Here is a 14,799-nt window from a genome sequence, read left to right on the forward strand (position 1 = left end):
GACCCCAGATTATGCCAGCTTGACCCGCATCTCGTTGGCGCGGCCGATTTGTTCGTCGCTGCCGCCCTTGACGACTTCGTCGAGCAGCTCGCGGGCGCCCTCCTTGTCGCCGATTTCCTGGTAAGCGATGGCCAGATCGAGCTTGGTTTCCATCTCCATGTGGGCGGCCGACAGGTCCACTGGTGTGGCTGCAGCGCCGGTGGCGCCGGCCGGCAGATCGAGGTCGATGCCGGACATGTCGAATTGCGGCGCGCTGGTGTAAGCCGGGCTGGGGGCTGCAAAATCGAGGCTGTTCGACGCCGCCGGCGGCGAGGCGAACGCCAGTTCGGGCAAGTCATTGCCGGCGCTGACGGCAGGCGAAGCGCTGCGGGTGAAGTCAGGCAGCGCAAACGGATCGTCTTCCAGCACTGGCGCCAGGATGGTATCGCTGCCGGCCTGGGCGGAGGCGGTGGCGGGCAAATGCATGCTGTTGGCGGCGGCCCGTTCGAGCGGATTGACCAGCGGCGCGCTGGCCGAATAGGCGCCGTTGGCGGCGGTGGCCGGCACCGGCGTGGCGCGGCTTTCCGGCGAACCGGGCAAGGCCGGCAGGTCAAAGGCGCCCGACAGGTCGATGCTGTTGACGTCCGCTGGCAAATCGGGGTGGGCCAGGTCGAGGTGGATGTTGTCGAGCGATTTCAGGGCCGGCGCCGCAGCAGTCACTGCGGTCGGCTTGTCAAAGTCCATGTCGAACGACAGGTCGAAGGTTTCTTCCTCGGCCAGCTGGGCCTTGGCAGCCTTGCCACCAGCCGGCGGCGTCGCCATCACGGTGGGCGCCGGCTCGTCGAAACTGAGGCTGCCCAGATCGAAGTCGAGCGAATTGCTCTGCGCTGGGGCAGCGGCAGCAGCAACCGGCAAGGCAGTGGCACCGAGGTCGACGGCGTCGAAACTGGCCGTTTCACCGCTGGCGACGGCCATCTGCCGCAGCACATCCTGCTCGGCCTGCGCATCGGCGGCGCGGCTGGCGGCACCAGCGCTGGCATACATCGGGTTAGTCGGGTCGATCGACAGGCCCAGTGCGGCCGCCTGCGGCCATTCGTCGCCCTGCCCGCGCGTCAACGCATACAGTTCGCCGGCCTGGGTTTCGAAGGCGCGCGGGTCCTTGCGGGCGGCGTAGATTTCCAGCAGTTTCAGGCGCACCGGATGGCGCTCGGGATGGTTGCGCAGCGCTTCCTTGAGAATTTCCTCAGCCTGGGCGTCGCGGCCGTAGGCGATGTAGACATCGGCTTCGGCGATCGGGTCGACTTCATTGGTGTCGAGCTGGCTGGCCGATGGCGCGAAGCTCGAATTGAACACGCTGTTGCTGGTGTCGACGCTGGCGCCGCCGGTGTGGGCAAACATCGATTGGGCGTGATCGGTGGGCGCCCCGAGGATCGACGGTTCGGACGGCGCCCGCCCGCCGGCCTGCTTGCGGCGGCGCGCCAGCGCGTAGCCGCCCAGCAGCAGGACGGCAACGCCGGCGCCGATGCTGGTGATGTTGTCCATCAGTGTTTCGACCAGGGTTGGCTCGGCCGGCGGTGGCGGTGGCGGCGCCATTTTGCGGGCCGGCTTTGGCACCACCGGTGCGACCGGTGCGGCTGCCACTGGCGCTGCCGCCGCAGGTACGGCGAGCGCTGCTGGCGCTGCGGTGGCCGCTTCCGCCGTCGCGCTGGCTGCCGTGCCGGCCTTGTTTTTGACGACCATCAGTTTTTCGAGGTCGTTGACGTTCTTTTCCAGTTCCTTCACGCGGGCCGAGGCATCGGCCAGTGCGCGCTCCTTGGCGATCTTGTCTTCGGCCGCGGCCGACGCCGCCTTGCCGGCAGCAGCGGCGCCACTGGCGTCCGCTTTCGACAGCTTCAGGCGGTCTTTCGATTCGTTGGCGGCGGTCGGCCGTTCCTCGACCTTGGCGCTGACCTTGCCGGCTGCGCTTTGCGCCGCTTCGGGCGACTTCGACGGTGCCGCGCTGGCGACCTGGCCAGCGAGCTTGTTGCGGTAGGCGTTAAAGTCGGCCGCGTGGGCCACCACCACGCCGTGCGCATCCTGGTCGCTGGCGCCACCGCGAATGCTGTCCGCATCGGGCACCGACAGGATCTGGCCCGATTTGAGGCGGTTCATGTTGTTGCCGACGAAGGCATCGGGGTTGGCGCGGTACAGCGCGACGAGCATCATGTCGAGCGAGATCTCGGTCGGCTTGACGCGGGCGGCGATTTTCCCCAGGCTGTCACCGGCACGCACCGTCACTTCGGTGGCGTTGCCGGCCGGGCGCGCGGCGCGTTCCTGGGCCGGGTCGGCGGCGGCGCGCTCGGGGCGGCTGCGGGCTTGGGGCTGGGCCGGGGCCGGCGTCGACGCCGCGCTGGCGTTTTTGGTCGTCGTCGCCGCCGCGCCATTGCGCGCCGCCGGCAGCGGCCGCGCGCCCTGGTTGAGTACATCGACGGGGGCTGCGGCCACCTGCGCCGACTGGGTGGCGCGCAATTCGGCCGGATCGAGCAGGAAGGTGTATTCGCGCACCAGGCGGCCGCTATTCCACGACAGCTCGAGCAGCATGTCGACAAACGGCTCGTTGACGGCAGCGCTCGAGGTGACGCTGATGACCTGGCGGCCGCCGCGCTGCTCGACGGCGAAGCGCAAACCCATCAGGGCGGGATTGAATTCGACGTTGGCCGCCTTGAACGCATCGGCCGAGGCCAGCTTGGCCACCAGGCCGGCCGCTTCATCGGCCGACACCGCGGTCAGTTCGATCTCGGCGCGCAAGGGCTGGCCGAGGGACGACAGAACCGTGAGCTTGCCAAGGCCGGCCGCGTGCGCGGAGGACAACACCACTGCCGTGGCGACAGCGCCAAACAGAGACTTCAGCGCGAGCGACAGGATGCGGGGACGAGTTTGTAAAGGCATGGTGGCAGCGTGGGTAAGAGTTGTCGAGGAGAATGGTGCTTTCTCGGAAGTCTCAACATATCATCATGCTCTAGAGCATGCAAGCTTTCGGGGAGTTTCTCCGGCCCCAACGTCGCAGGTGTGAACAAGATGCCGAAAAAGCGCCGTTTTTTGGCCCGGAAATGTGGTTTTTCGCGCCCCTGCGCAGAATGAAAACGGCACCCCAAAACGCCCGCGGGCCGCCGCTGGCGGCCCGCTTTGATACCACGTAACTAACGGTCGTTATTAGAAGCTTATTGGTCGAGAACGATACGCAACATGCGGCGCAGCGGTTCGGCCGCGCCCCACAACAACTGGTCACCCACCGTAAATGCCGACAGGTACTCGCCCCCCATCGACATCTTGCGCAAGCGTCCCACCGGGATGCTCAAGCTGCCCGTCACCGCCGCCGGTGACAAGTCGCGCACCGACGCTTCGCGGGTGTTCGGCACCACCTTGACCCATTCATTGCTGGAGGCAATGATGTCATTAATTTCATCGAGCGGCACGTCGCCTTTGAGCTTGATGGTCAGCGCCTGCGAGTGGCAGCGCATGGCGCCGATGCGCACGCACAGGCCGTCGACCGGGATCGCGGTGCTGCCAAAGGCGGCGCCCAGGCCAAGGATCTTGTTGGTCTCGGCGCCCGCCTTCCATTCTTCCTTCGACTGGCCGTTGCCCAGGTCCTTGTCGATCCATGCAATCAGGTTGCCTGCCAGCGGTGCGCCAAACTGCCTGATCTCGTCCAGGGACAGGCCATGCTGGGTCGCCAGCACGGTACGGTCGATTTCCAGGATGGCCGAGGCGGGATCGTCCAGCAGCGGGCGGACGGCGGCGTTGATGGTGCCAAACTGGGTTAACAGTTCACGCATGTGCTGGGCGCCACCGCCCGAGGCTGCCTGGTAGGTCATCGACGTCATCCAGTCGACCAGGCCATGCTGGAACAGGCCACCGAGGCCGATCAGCATGCACGACACCGTGCAGTTGCCGCCGATGTAGTTCTTGACGCCCTTGCCCAGCGCCGCCTTGATCACACCCAGGTTGACCGGGTCGAGCACGATGACGGCATCGTCTTCCATGCGCAGGGTGGAGGCGGCATCGATCCAGTAACCGTCCCAGCCGGCCGCGCGCAGCTTGGGGAAGACGTCGCTGGTGTAGTCGCCGCCCTGGCAGGAAATGATGATGTCGCACTTGGCCAGCGCGCCGATATCAAACGCATCCTTGAGGGTGGTTTCGTTCTTGGCCATGGCCGGGGCGGCGCCGCCGGCGTTCGAGGTGGTAAAAAACAGCGGTTCAATGTCGGCAAAATCGTTTTCATCGCGCATGCGCTGCATCAGCACTGAACCGACCATCCCACGCCAGCCAACCAAGCCTACTAATTTCATGTGTCTTCTCTCTGCAGTGTTAAAGGTGGTATTTAGCCGAGCGCCTTGACGACAGCGTCGCCCATCGCGGCGGTGCCGACGCGGGTGGTGCCGGCCTCATAAATGTCGGCGGTGCGCAGGCCCTGCCCCAGCACGGCCTTGACAGCGGTTTCGATACGCTCAGCCTGCGCGGGGCGCGCCAGCGAATAGCGCAGCATCATCGCCGCGGACAGAATCGTCGCCAGCGGATTGGCGATGCCGCGACCGGCAATGTCAGGCGCCGAACCGTGCGAAGGCTCATACAGGCCCTTGTTGCTGGCGTCGAGCGAGGCCGAGGGCAGCATGCCGATCGAGCCGGTCAGCATGGCGGCGCAGTCGGACAGGATGTCGCCGAACATATTGCCGGTGACGAGCACGTCGAATTTTTTCGGCGCCCGTACCAGCTGCATGGCGGCGTTATCGACATACATGTGCTCGAGGGCGACGTCCGGGTACTCCTTGTGCACGTCGGTGACGATGTCGCGCCAGAACTGGAAGGTTTCCAGCACATTCGCCTTGTCGACGCTGGTGACGCGCCTGTCGCGTTTTTGCGCGGCCTGAAAAGCCACGTGGGCGATGCGGCGGATTTCCGATTCGGCGTAGCGCATGGTGTCAAAACCCTCGCGTTCGCCCTTGAACGGGCCGTCCGGGCATTCGCGCACGCCGCGTGGCTTGCCAAAATAAATATCGCCGGTCAGTTCGCGGATGATCAGGATGTCCAGACCCGAGACCACCTCGGGCTTGAGGGTGGAGGCGCCGGCCAGCTCCGGATACAGGATGGCCGGGCGCAGATTGGCAAACAGCGCCAGTTCGCGGCGCAGGCCAAGTATGGCCTGCTCGGGACGCAGCGAGCGCTCGAGGGTGTCATATTTAAAATCACCGACGGCGCCAAACAGCACGGCGTCGGCAGCTTTCGCCAGCGCCAGCGTGGCCGGCGGCAGCGGGTGACCGCTGGCGGCGTAGCCGGCGCCGCCGACTGCGGCGGTCTCCATCTCGAACGGTTCACCGAGCGCGTTCAATACCTTGACGGCTTGCTCCATGATTTCCGGGCCGATGCCGTCGCCGGGCAGGATTGCGATTTTCATTGGTGGTCTCGTCTAATTTTTATCGTTGGTGGTGGTGGTGGTAGCAGCCGAGGATAGCCGCGAGCGGCAGCGTTAGATGACGTTGGCCAGCCACGGCTGCGCTGCCAGGTGACGCTCTTCGAAGGCGCGGATGTCGTCGGCGTGGCGCAGGGTCAGGCCGATGTCATCGAGGCCGTTCATCAGGCAGTACTTGCGAAACGGGTCGATGGCAAAGCCGGCGCCAAAGCTGCCGTCGGCGCTGGCAACGCGCTGCGACTCGAGGTCGACCACCAGGCGAAAACCGCTGAAACCCTTGACCATGTCGAACAGGCGGTCGATGTCGGCGTCGGCCAGCACGATCGGCAGCAGGCCGCTCTTGTAGCAATTATTGAAGAAGATGTCGGCGAAGCTGGGGGCGATGATGGCGCGGAAACCGTATTGGTCGAGCGCCCACGGCGCGTGCTCGCGCGAGGAGCCGCAACCAAAGTTTTTACGCGTCAGCAGGATCGAGGCGCCCTGGTAGCGCGGCTGGTTGAGCACGAAGTCGGCATTGAGCGGACGGCCGCTGTTGTCCTGACCCGGCTCGCCGTGATCGAGGTAGCGCCATTCGTCGAACAGGTTGGGCCCGAAACCGGTACGGCGGATCGACTTGAGGAACTGCTTGGGGATGATGGCGTCGGTATCGACGTTGGCACGGTCGAGCGGGGCCACCAGGCCTTCGTAACGGATGAATTTGTCCATGGTCTTCAGGGTAATGGGGAACAGGGGCCGCAGCGCGCAGCGGCGGCGCACGTTATTTGTGGCCGACGCCTTCGACCACCTGGCCGACCTTTTGCACATCCTTGCCGACGCCAGCGATGGTGTTACAAGCGCCCAGCGACAGCAGCACGGTCAAGGCGAGGACGGTAAGAACTAGGTTTTTCATGGCGGAGAATCGGTCAGGGTAAAGGGAATATATCGTATAAATAATCAGCTCGAGCAGCCGCCGTCAGCGCAGTGCCCGCACGTCGACGAAATGGCCAGCGATGCCGGCGGCAGCAGCCATCGCCGGCGACACCAGGTGGGTACGGCCACCCTGGCCCTGGCGTCCTTCGAAATTGCGGTTCGAAGTCGAGGCGCAGCGCTCGCCCGGTTCGAGGCGGTCGGCATTCATCGCCAGGCACATCGAGCAGCCCGGCTCGCGCCATTCGAAGCCGGCATCCCTGAAGATGCGGTCGAGCCCTTCGCGCTCGGCCTGTTCCTTGACCAGGCCGGAGCCGGGTACCACCATCGCCAGGCGCACGTTCGAGGCGCGCTGCTTGCCGCGCACGACAGCGGCGGCGGCGCGCAAGTCCTCGATGCGCGAGTTGGTGCAGGAGCCGATGAACACCTTGTCGATGCGGATGTCGGCGATCGGCGTGTTCGGCTTGAGGTTCATGTAGACCAGCGCCTTTTCCATGGCGTCGCGGCGCACCGGGTCTTTTTCGAGGTCGGGATCGGGCACGCGGCCATCGATGGCGGCGACCATTTCGGGCGAGGTGCCCCAGGTCACCTGCGGCCGGATCTGGCTGGCGTCGAGGGTGACGACCAGGTCGAATGGCGCGCCGGCGTCCGAATGGAGCGTGCGCCAGTAAGCGACGGCCTGCTCCCAGTGCGGCCCGCTGGGCGAGAGCGGGCGGCCCTTGACGTAAGCGATGGTGGTGTCGTCGACGCCGATCATGCCGGCGCGCGCGCCCGCTTCGATCGCCATGTTACAGACCGTCATCCGCCCTTCCATCGACAGCGCACGGATGGTCGAACCGCCAAATTCGATGGCGTAGCCGGTGCCGCCGGCAGTGCCGATCTTGCCGATCACCGCCAGCACCACATCCTTGGCGGTGACGCCAGCAGGCAGCGCGCCATCGATCTGCACCAGCATCGCTTTCGATTTTTTGGCCAGCAGCGTCTGGGTCGCCAGCACATGCTCGACTTCCGAGGTGCCGATGCCATGCGCCAGGCAGCCAAAGGCGCCATGGGTGGAGGTGTGCGAGTCGCCGCACACCACCGTCATGCCAGGCAGGGTGGCGCCCTGCTCGGGGCCGATCACGTGGACGATGCCCTGGCGCTTGTCGTTCATGTTGAAATAGGTCAGGCCATAGCTCCTGGCGTTGGCGTCGAGCGTTTCCACCTGCAGGCGCGAGACCGGATCGCTGATGCCGCCCTGGCGGTCGGTGGTGGGGACGTTATGGTCAGCCACCGCCAGGTTGGCGGCATTGCGCCACAAGGGACGGTTGGCCGCGCGCAGGCCATCGAAGGCTTGCGGGCTGGTCACTTCATGCACCAGGTGGCGGTCGATGTACAGCACGGTGGTGCCGTCGGCGTCGGCGCGCACCACGTGCGAGTCCCACAGTTTGTCGTAAAGCGTTTTGATCATGGTCGGCGGTGCGCAGTCAGGGATGGGGAGTGACGCGGTTGATTATGCCATATTGTGCACTGCCACAGAAGCGCCCCTTTTTGGAACCTTATTCGCACCAATTTGGATTTACTGAAATAATATTTGAAAAAATAAACCGATTTTCAAATAAAAAATGCCCGCTAGTGATAGCAGGCATTTTTAACCCCGGTCGGCGCAGTGCAAAAATAATATCGGTAACGACGCCGCCGTGCGCGCCTCAAGCCATGTTACGCAGCCAGCTTGACCGTCGAGCGGCAGCCATCCATCAGGAACGACAGCCCCACCACCAGCACCAGCTCACCCTCGGCCGAGCGCGCCGTACCGGTGATGCCCTCGACCGAAATGGCGGTCATCGGCTTGATCACCAGGTCGGCGGTGCCGTCAACCGCCGCCACCGCCAGGATATACGGCTGCGGCGCCGAGACCACGATGCCGACTTTTTCGCTGCAGCTCTCGTAGCCGAGGGCGCTGGCCAGCGAGCGTACCGGCAGCGGCCGGCCCTGGTCTTTCAGCACCGGCGCGCCGCCGACCTGCAGGAAAGTGTCCGGCAGTTCGACCACCCGTTCGACCATCGCCATCGGCAGCGCCAGTGCGGCGCCCGAGGTCGATACTAGCATGGTCGGCACGATCGACAGTTCGATCGGCAGGCGGATGGCAAACTTGGTGCCGTGGCCGAGCGAAGAATCGATATGGATGGCGCCGCGGTTTTTCTCGACGGCGGTCTTGACAACGTCCATGCCGACCCCGCGGCCAGAGACCGAGGTGGCCAGTTCCTTGGTCGAAAAACCGGGCAGGAACACCAGCTGGTAGGCTTCTTCGTCGCTCGGCGCGCCGTTTTCGCTGATCAGGCCCTTTTCGAAGGCCTTCTTGCGCAGCGCGACCGGGTCCATGCCCTTGCCGTCGTCCTGCAGCACGATCATCACGCTGTTCGCTTCCTGCCAGGCCTTGAGGGAAATGAAGGCCTTGGCCGGCTTGCCGCTGGCGACACGCTGTTCAGGTGACTCGACGCCGTGATCGAGCGCATTCCTGAGCATGTGCACCAGTGGATCGTAGAGACTATCGACGACGACGCGGTCGACTTCCGTCTCCGCCCCTTCGATATTGAGTTCGACGTCCTTGCCCAGGTCGCGTGCCAGTTCGCGCACCAGGCGCGGGAATTTCTGGAACAGGCGACCGACTGGCTGCATGCGGGTGGCCAGGGTAGCGCGCTGCAGTTCGGCCGAATAGCGCGACGCCCGTTCCAGCGTTTCCGTCAGCGTGGCCATCAGGGTGGCGGCAGGCCCTTCGAATTTGAATTGCGCCAGGCGTTCGAGCAGCACGGCCGCCTGGTTGGCAGCCTGCACCGATTCGCCCGCCACTTCGAGCAGGGCGTCGAGCTTGACGGCGTCGACGCGGATACTCTCTTCCTTGGCAGGCGCCGACGCAGCGCGAAATTCCTGCACTTTTTCTTCGCGCCGTTCGCTGCCATCCCAGGCGTGCTTGGCGGCGGCAGCCGCTGCCAGTGCGGCAGCGCTGCCAGCGTGTTCGGCGGCGACTGGTGCCGCCGCAGTTGCCGCAACGGCCCCGCTGGCAGCAACGGCGGGCGGCGCCGCGCTGTTGGCGGCCGCTTGATAGGTCCCCGGCGGCACCACGACCACGTACATGGCTTCCCAATCGAGGCCGTCGGCGCCGGGGCCTTTGGCGACGAAGGCGGCGGCGGCCGGCGCGGCGACGGCCGCCACCGGTGCAGCTGCAGTAGCCACAGCGGGCGTTGCAACCGCCGCTGGCGCGCGCTGGGTCTTGCCGGCGATGGCGTCGACCAGGATGCTTTCAAGCGCGGCCGGCATCGATGCCAGCTGCTCGGGCGCGGCGCCGTTATTGAGGTCGGTGAGCTGGTCGGCGACGAAGCCCGATGCTTGCAGGGCGGCCTCGATGGCCAGCGGCGTGACCGGCGCGGCGCCATTGCGCAAGGCATCGAACAGGTTTTCGGTCAGGTGACAGGCCGTCACCATCGCCGTCAGGTTCATGAAGCCGGCGCCGCCCTTGATCGTGTGAAACGAGCGGAACACGGCATTGAGCGTTTCCTTGTTGTCGGGGTCGCGCTCGAGCCGCAGCAGGTGCTCTTCCACGTTGACTGCCAGATCCATCGCCTCGACGACGAAATCCTTGAGCATATCGTCCATCAGAACCCCAGATCGGCAAGTAAATCGTCAACGTTGTCCTGGTCCAGCGCCACCGACGGCACCGACGGTCCGGTCATCAGGGCTGGCTTGGCGGCGAGCTTTTCGCGCACTGCAGGCGGGGCGTTATCGCGCAGCAGTTCAGCCAGTTCATGCTCGACCGTCTTGGTAATCGCCACCACTTTCTTGATCAGCTGACCGGTGATGTCCTGGAAGTCCTGCGCCATCATGATGTCGAGCAGGCGCGCTTTTTCAGCATCGGTGGCCTTGGTGACAGCCTGGGCGAACTGTTGCGAGTCACCGGCCAGCGTCTTGAATTCATCGATCGACACCTTGCCGGCGAACAGGTCGGCCCAGCGTGTTTCCATCTGCTTGGCGCTCTTGGCCAGCACATCTTGCGCCGGCATGCCTTCGTCGAGCGTGTTGAGCACCTTGTTGGCCGCCTGTTCGGTCAGGGTGGCGACATATTCGAGGCGGTCCTGGGCGTCGTTGATCTGGCTCGACGCTTCCGTCAATGCCTTGTCGTAGCCCAGTTCACGCAGCGAATCGTGCAGCAGGCGGACGATGCCGCCGAGCCGTTCGAACATCGGCTTGTCGGCGGCGCTGCTTTCGGCGGGGGCAGCGGCATCGGCGGCAGCGGCCACCACCGGTGCCGGCGCCGGCGCGGCAGTCGATTGTGCGGCGGCCTGCTCGAACAGGGCTTCGAAGTCGTCGTCGGCAATAGCGGCCGCCGGTGCGGTCGGGGTCGGGTCGGCAGCGGCCGGCGCGGCGTCGCGCTGGGCGCTCACCTCGTCGAACAGGGCGTCGAAATCATCAGCGGCGTCGGTCATAGTCCGTGCTTCTCCATAAATACAATTTTGCAATAAGCTTTGCGTGTCGGGGGCTGTGCGGTTTTGGGGCCAGCAAGATTGTCCTGAGTTTAGCAGCGTCAATGGCGTTGGTAAATCACTGACCTCTCCGGCAATTGATTTCGCTCGGGAAACTTATTGCGGAGTTAACGAAATGTACCCCAGAGGATACTTTTTGGCGAGCAAGTGTTGTATTTCGTGCTTGATAGTGAAATTAATTAACAACGACGCTGGCCAGCGTCCGGCTGTTGAGCAAGATCAAATGCAAGCGCGCGTGCATTTGTCGTGACGCCACCTACAATGGACAATCATCATTCCTGTGGGAGAAATCACCATGTACCGGAAAATTCTGATTACCACTGACGGCTCGGCCGTGTCGAAGTCAACCGCCTGCGCTGGCGTCAAATTTGCCCAGCAGCTGGGGGCCGAAGTGCTGGTGCTGTTTGTTGCGCCCGAGTACCAGTATCCCGTGTACGTGGAAATCATTCCGCCCAGTTACCCCATCGAGGAAGAATATATCGCCACCATGCGCCGCACCGGCGCCGAGCACACCCGGCCGATCATCGAGGCGGCCGCAAAAGGGGGCCTGACCCACGCCGCGCTGACAGAATTTGCCAACTCGCCGGCCAGCATGATTGTCGAGGTCGCCGGGCGCGAGCACTGCGACCTGATCTTCATGGGCTCGCACGGACGCAGCGGCTGGGGCCAGCTGCTGCTGGGCAGCGTGACCAACAAGGTGCTCTCGCACACGCAAACGCCGGTGCTGGTGCACCGTCTGCTCAAGGAGCCCGCCAGCTAAAGTAAGGGGCGCAGGCGCCAACACGGCTGCGCCCAGCGTGTCAATACGCTGCTAGACCACGCTTATCTAGCCGTCAAGCTATCAGGCTGTCATTTGCCCCGCCGGCGGGCGCGGCGTACGCTCAGGCGAAAACGACCATTCCTATGTGTGCCACATGCGCCTGGTGGCACGGATGCCGATGCGCCTGGACCCCTTGAATTTATGATACGCATAGTAATTGCCGACGATCACACCATCATGCGTGAGGGTCTCAAGCGCATCCTCGATGGCGCTGCCGACATCGATATCGTCGGCGAAGCAACCAATGGTTTCGAGGTGCTCAACCATGTGCGCCAGGGCGGCTTCGACCTGTTGCTGACCGATCTGTCGATGCCCGGCCGCAGCGGCGTCGACCTGATCCGCCAGATCCGCGCGGTGGCGCCCAAGCTGGCCATCCTGATTCTTACCATGCACGAAGAAGAGCAATACGCCGTACGTGCGATCCGCGCCGGCGCCCAGGGCTATTTGACCAAGGAAAGCGCCGGCACCCAGCTGGTGGGGGCGATCCGCAAGGTGGCATCCGGGCGTCCCTACATCAGCACCGAAGTGGCCGAGCAGCTGGCGCTCAATATCATGACACCCAACGAGCAACTGTTGCACAAGCAACTGTCGGATCGCGAATTCGAAGTGTTTTCCATGCTGGTGAGCGGCAAATCGATCACCGAGATTGCCAACAGCCTGCACCTGTCGGTCAAGACGGTGAGCACCCACAAGACCCGCATCATGCAGAAAATGGGCATGACATCGCTGTCGGAAATGGTGCAGTACGCGGTCGCGCACCGCTTGCTGTCGCCGTTCAGGACGTGAGCCATGGGCCAGCGCGCAGGCATGGCGTTGTTGTTGGCCATTGCCCTGCCGCCACCGTTGATGGCAGGCCCGCACCAGGGCGGCCCTGCCGCCCTCTCTGCCGCCACGGCTGTCTGGTAAGACTTGTCCTACAAAGCCTTCTTTGCTCCTACTGCCAGATTCAGGGTTCGCTGATATGAATGCCGGACTCGTGTTGGCATACTAAATCCAGCGATTCGACTTGCTCCCGATAATTTTTTCCCAGTCCAGAGTTTGGCCCAGCGCCCCCCGACCACTGCAGAGTCACCACCGCGGCAATTGCCCGCGACTCGCAGACTTGATTACCAGCAGCTTTGTGCATCATTGAATTGGAGATGACAATCATGTCCACGCCCGTGCCCGAATCCCGTAACGCTTCGTCGACCATGCACACCTCACCCATGGAAGCCGGCCGCCAGCGCCAGGGCCGCCTGTGGTCCAATCTCAAGGAAGTGTGCGACCTGCTACACATCCCCACGGCCATGTCGGTCAACAGTGAAGAACTGCTGTTCCAGCACGTGCAGTTCAAAACCGGCCAGCGCGTCCACACCATCGGCCAGGCGTTCGACACCCTGTACATCGTCAATTCGGGCTTCTTAAAAACCGTGCTGATTGACGAGTTCGGCAACGAACAGGTCCTCAGTTTCCCCATGAAAGGCGACATGCTCGGCGTCGACGGCATCCACACCCGCCATTACGCCTCGGAGGCGGTGGCGCTGTCCGATTGCGACCTCATCCTGTTGCCCTTCAAAAAGCTGACGGCGCTGGGCCGGGTTCACGCCGAACTGGAAAACCTGATGTACGGCGTCATGAGCCGCGAACTGGTCCGCGAACAATCAATGATCGGCATGCTGGGCGCGCTGTCGGCCGAGGCACGGGTGGCGCGCTTTCTGGTGTCGCTGGCCGATCGCTTCGCCGCCATGGGTTATTCGAGCAAGCTGTTCAATCTGCGCATGACGCGCCACGAAATCGGCAGCTACCTGGGCCTGACCCTGGAAACAGTCAGCCGCACGCTGTCGGCGTTCAACGAAATCGGCCTGATCACGGTCGACCAGCGCACCATCGGCATCAAGGACGCCGATGCCCTCAAGACCCTGCGGCGGCTGCCGCCATCGCGCTCGCGCAGCAAGGCGCCAGCCAAGGTCAAGGGCGATCTGGAACCCTCGGGCGACGCCCTGGCCACCACCATCTGATCGCCAGGAGGCAAAAAAAAACCGCCTCGGGCAGTGCACCGCGGCGGTTTTTTTATGGCCGGCTCTGGTTAATTCATGGCGCCAGATCAGTTGTCACGCGTCAACGTGCCATCATTGAGCTTGACCTTCTCGCCCACGCGCAGGCCCGGGTCATTGGCGTATTGCACCGTCTGGGTGCCGCCGTTGGCAAAGCGGATGATCACTTCAAAGTGGCGGCCCGCCGGCTTGTCGTTCTGGCGGTCGATGTTGCGACCGACATAGGCGCCGCCCAGTGCGCCGGCCACTTCAGCGACCGTGCGGCCATTGCCGCCGCCGACCTGGCTGCCGGCCAGGGCGCCCAGCACGCCGCCGCCGATGGTGCCGATGTAGTTGCCATCACCCTTGACTTCGATGACGTTGATCGCCTCTACGGTCGCGCAGTTCGAGCAGTAGCGCACTTCGCGCGGTGGTGGCGGCGCGCTGCCAAGCAGTTGCAGCGGTTTGCCCAGGGTGGCGCTGGTGACGCGGCCACCAATGCGCAGATTGGCGGTGACGGCGGTGGCGCGCTCGATGCGGTCACCACGGCGAATCACGTACGATCCCTCGTACTCGCCGGGACGCACTTCAGGCAGGAAAAACACGCCGCGGGTGCCGGCGATGGTCATGTCGACCTTGGCCCCAGGGGTGCCGCGCAGCATGAAATTGAGTTCGTTGCCTGGACGCAGATCGTCGACCCCACGCACATCAAACCGCTCGATGCGCGGCAGTACGGCAAGGTCGCCGCGCTGTGGCGCCTGGTGGCGACCGACGCCGGCCAGCAGCGATTCGCGCAGCACGCCGGTGGTGACCTGGTTACCCACGCGCAAATTGGCGGTGACGGCGCTGCTGGCGCTGATGCGATCACGGGTGCCGACGGTGTAGACGCCCTCGTAGGTACCCGGTTCGGTCTCGTTCAGTTGCAGGTTGCGGGCAGCGCCATCGATTTGCAGGTAGACGCGGCCGCCGGGAGTGCCATACACATCGAAGTTCAGTTCGACGCCGGGCACGATGCGGCGCACTTCATCGACATTAAAGCCACGGATCACCGGCTGAAAGCCGCGTTCCGACGACTCTTCATAGCGTTGGGCATGGGCGGGGACGGTGGCGACCGTCATC

General features: G+C 64.2%; 12 protein-coding genes. 3 read left to right on the forward strand and 9 right to left on the reverse strand.

Annotated elements, in window-relative coordinates; all coding sequences use genetic code 11:
- Nucleotides 1–9: 9 nt before the first annotated feature.
- The 8 genes from ACP7BZ_RS02050 to ACP7BZ_RS02085 form a co-directional block, all read right to left on the reverse strand.
- Nucleotides 10–2,907 (reverse strand): FimV/HubP family polar landmark protein, encoded by a 2,898-nt coding sequence (locus ACP7BZ_RS02050; RefSeq protein ID WP_426109977.1) that lies wholly within the window; start codon nucleotides 2,905–2,907, stop codon nucleotides 10–12.
- A 272-nt stretch (nucleotides 2,908–3,179) separates the two neighbouring features.
- Entirely contained in the window at nucleotides 3,180–4,307 is a 1,128-nt protein-coding gene (gene asd / locus ACP7BZ_RS02055; RefSeq protein WP_426109978.1) for an aspartate-semialdehyde dehydrogenase, read from the reverse strand.
- A gap of 32 nt (nucleotides 4,308–4,339) precedes the next feature.
- Complete coding sequence (gene leuB, locus ACP7BZ_RS02060) at nucleotides 4,340–5,410, reverse strand: 3-isopropylmalate dehydrogenase (protein ID WP_426109979.1); 1,071 nt, start codon at nucleotides 5,408–5,410, stop codon at nucleotides 4,340–4,342.
- Between the two features lie 72 nt (nucleotides 5,411–5,482).
- On the reverse strand, nucleotides 5,483–6,130 hold the full coding sequence (gene leuD, locus ACP7BZ_RS02065; RefSeq protein WP_426109980.1) for a 3-isopropylmalate dehydratase small subunit: 648 nt from the start codon (nucleotides 6,128–6,130) through the stop codon (nucleotides 5,483–5,485).
- A gap of 52 nt (nucleotides 6,131–6,182) precedes the next feature.
- Entirely contained in the window at nucleotides 6,183–6,314 is a 132-nt protein-coding gene (locus tag ACP7BZ_RS02070) for an entericidin A/B family lipoprotein (RefSeq protein ID WP_426109981.1), read from the reverse strand.
- Between the two features lie 63 nt (nucleotides 6,315–6,377).
- Nucleotides 6,378–7,781, reverse strand: coding sequence for a 3-isopropylmalate dehydratase large subunit (gene leuC / locus ACP7BZ_RS02075; RefSeq protein WP_426109982.1), 1,404 nt, complete (start codon nucleotides 7,779–7,781; stop codon nucleotides 6,378–6,380).
- Nucleotides 7,782–8,029: 248 nt separating this feature from the next.
- Nucleotides 8,030–9,964 (reverse strand): chemotaxis protein CheA, encoded by a 1,935-nt coding sequence (locus tag ACP7BZ_RS02080; protein ID WP_426109983.1) that lies wholly within the window; start codon nucleotides 9,962–9,964, stop codon nucleotides 8,030–8,032.
- Nucleotides 9,964–10,791: a protein phosphatase CheZ gene (locus ACP7BZ_RS02085; RefSeq protein WP_426109984.1), complete on the reverse strand. Its 828-nt coding sequence runs from the start codon at nucleotides 10,789–10,791 to the stop codon at nucleotides 9,964–9,966. Before ACP7BZ_RS02085 ends, ACP7BZ_RS02080 begins: the two co-directional genes overlap by 1 nt.
- Before the next feature lie 352 nt (nucleotides 10,792–11,143).
- Between ACP7BZ_RS02085 and ACP7BZ_RS02090 the strand changes: the two genes are divergently transcribed.
- The 3 genes from ACP7BZ_RS02090 to ACP7BZ_RS02100 all read left to right on the forward strand — a co-directional run bounded on the left by ACP7BZ_RS02090 (nucleotide 11,144) and on the right by ACP7BZ_RS02100 (nucleotide 13,665).
- Entirely contained in the window at nucleotides 11,144–11,608 is a 465-nt protein-coding gene (locus tag ACP7BZ_RS02090) for a universal stress protein (protein ID WP_426109985.1), read from the forward strand.
- 201 nt (nucleotides 11,609–11,809) lie between these two features.
- Nucleotides 11,810–12,454 (forward strand): response regulator, encoded by a 645-nt coding sequence (locus ACP7BZ_RS02095; RefSeq protein WP_426109986.1) that lies wholly within the window; start codon nucleotides 11,810–11,812, stop codon nucleotides 12,452–12,454.
- A gap of 419 nt (nucleotides 12,455–12,873) precedes the next feature.
- Nucleotides 12,874–13,665: a Crp/Fnr family transcriptional regulator gene (locus ACP7BZ_RS02100; protein WP_426110508.1), complete on the forward strand. Its 792-nt coding sequence runs from the start codon at nucleotides 12,874–12,876 to the stop codon at nucleotides 13,663–13,665.
- Between the two features lie 86 nt (nucleotides 13,666–13,751).
- Here the strand turns inward: ACP7BZ_RS02100 and ACP7BZ_RS02105 are convergent, their stop codons facing one another.
- Entirely contained in the window at nucleotides 13,752–14,798 is a 1,047-nt protein-coding gene (locus tag ACP7BZ_RS02105) for a glycine zipper 2TM domain-containing protein (RefSeq protein WP_426109987.1), read from the reverse strand.
- Nucleotide 14,799 lies beyond the last annotated feature (1 nt).

Origin of the sequence: Massilia sp. PWRC2 (assembly GCF_049896725.1) — a bacterium.
Taxonomy (GTDB): Bacteria; Pseudomonadota; Gammaproteobacteria; order Burkholderiales; family Burkholderiaceae_D; genus JAFCUW01.

Coding starts and splice junctions, on each gene's coding strand:
- ACP7BZ_RS02090 (WP_426109985.1), top strand. CDS start 11,144: ATGTACCGGAAAATTCTGATTACCACTGACGGCTCGGCCGTGTCGAAG.
- leuB (WP_426109979.1), bottom strand. CDS start 5,410: ATGAAAATCGCAATCCTGCCCGGCGACGGCATCGGCCCGGAAATCATG.
- asd (WP_426109978.1), bottom strand. CDS start 4,307: ATGAAATTAGTAGGCTTGGTTGGCTGGCGTGGGATGGTCGGTTCAGTG.
- ACP7BZ_RS02085 (WP_426109984.1), bottom strand. CDS start 10,791: ATGACCGACGCCGCTGATGATTTCGACGCCCTGTTCGACGAGGTGAGC.
- ACP7BZ_RS02050 (WP_426109977.1), bottom strand. CDS start 2,907: ATGCCTTTACAAACTCGTCCCCGCATCCTGTCGCTCGCGCTGAAGTCT.
- ACP7BZ_RS02100 (WP_426110508.1), top strand. CDS start 12,874: ATGGAAGCCGGCCGCCAGCGCCAGGGCCGCCTGTGGTCCAATCTCAAG.
- ACP7BZ_RS02080 (WP_426109983.1), bottom strand. CDS start 9,964: ATGGACGATATGCTCAAGGATTTCGTCGTCGAGGCGATGGATCTGGCA.
- ACP7BZ_RS02070 (WP_426109981.1), bottom strand. CDS start 6,314: ATGAAAAACCTAGTTCTTACCGTCCTCGCCTTGACCGTGCTGCTGTCG.
- ACP7BZ_RS02105 (WP_426109987.1), bottom strand. CDS start 14,798: ATGACGGTCGCCACCGTCCCCGCCCATGCCCAACGCTATGAAGAGTCG.
- ACP7BZ_RS02095 (WP_426109986.1), top strand. CDS start 11,810: ATGATACGCATAGTAATTGCCGACGATCACACCATCATGCGTGAGGGT.
- leuC (WP_426109982.1), bottom strand. CDS start 7,781: ATGATCAAAACGCTTTACGACAAACTGTGGGACTCGCACGTGGTGCGC.
- leuD (WP_426109980.1), bottom strand. CDS start 6,130: ATGGACAAATTCATCCGTTACGAAGGCCTGGTGGCCCCGCTCGACCGT.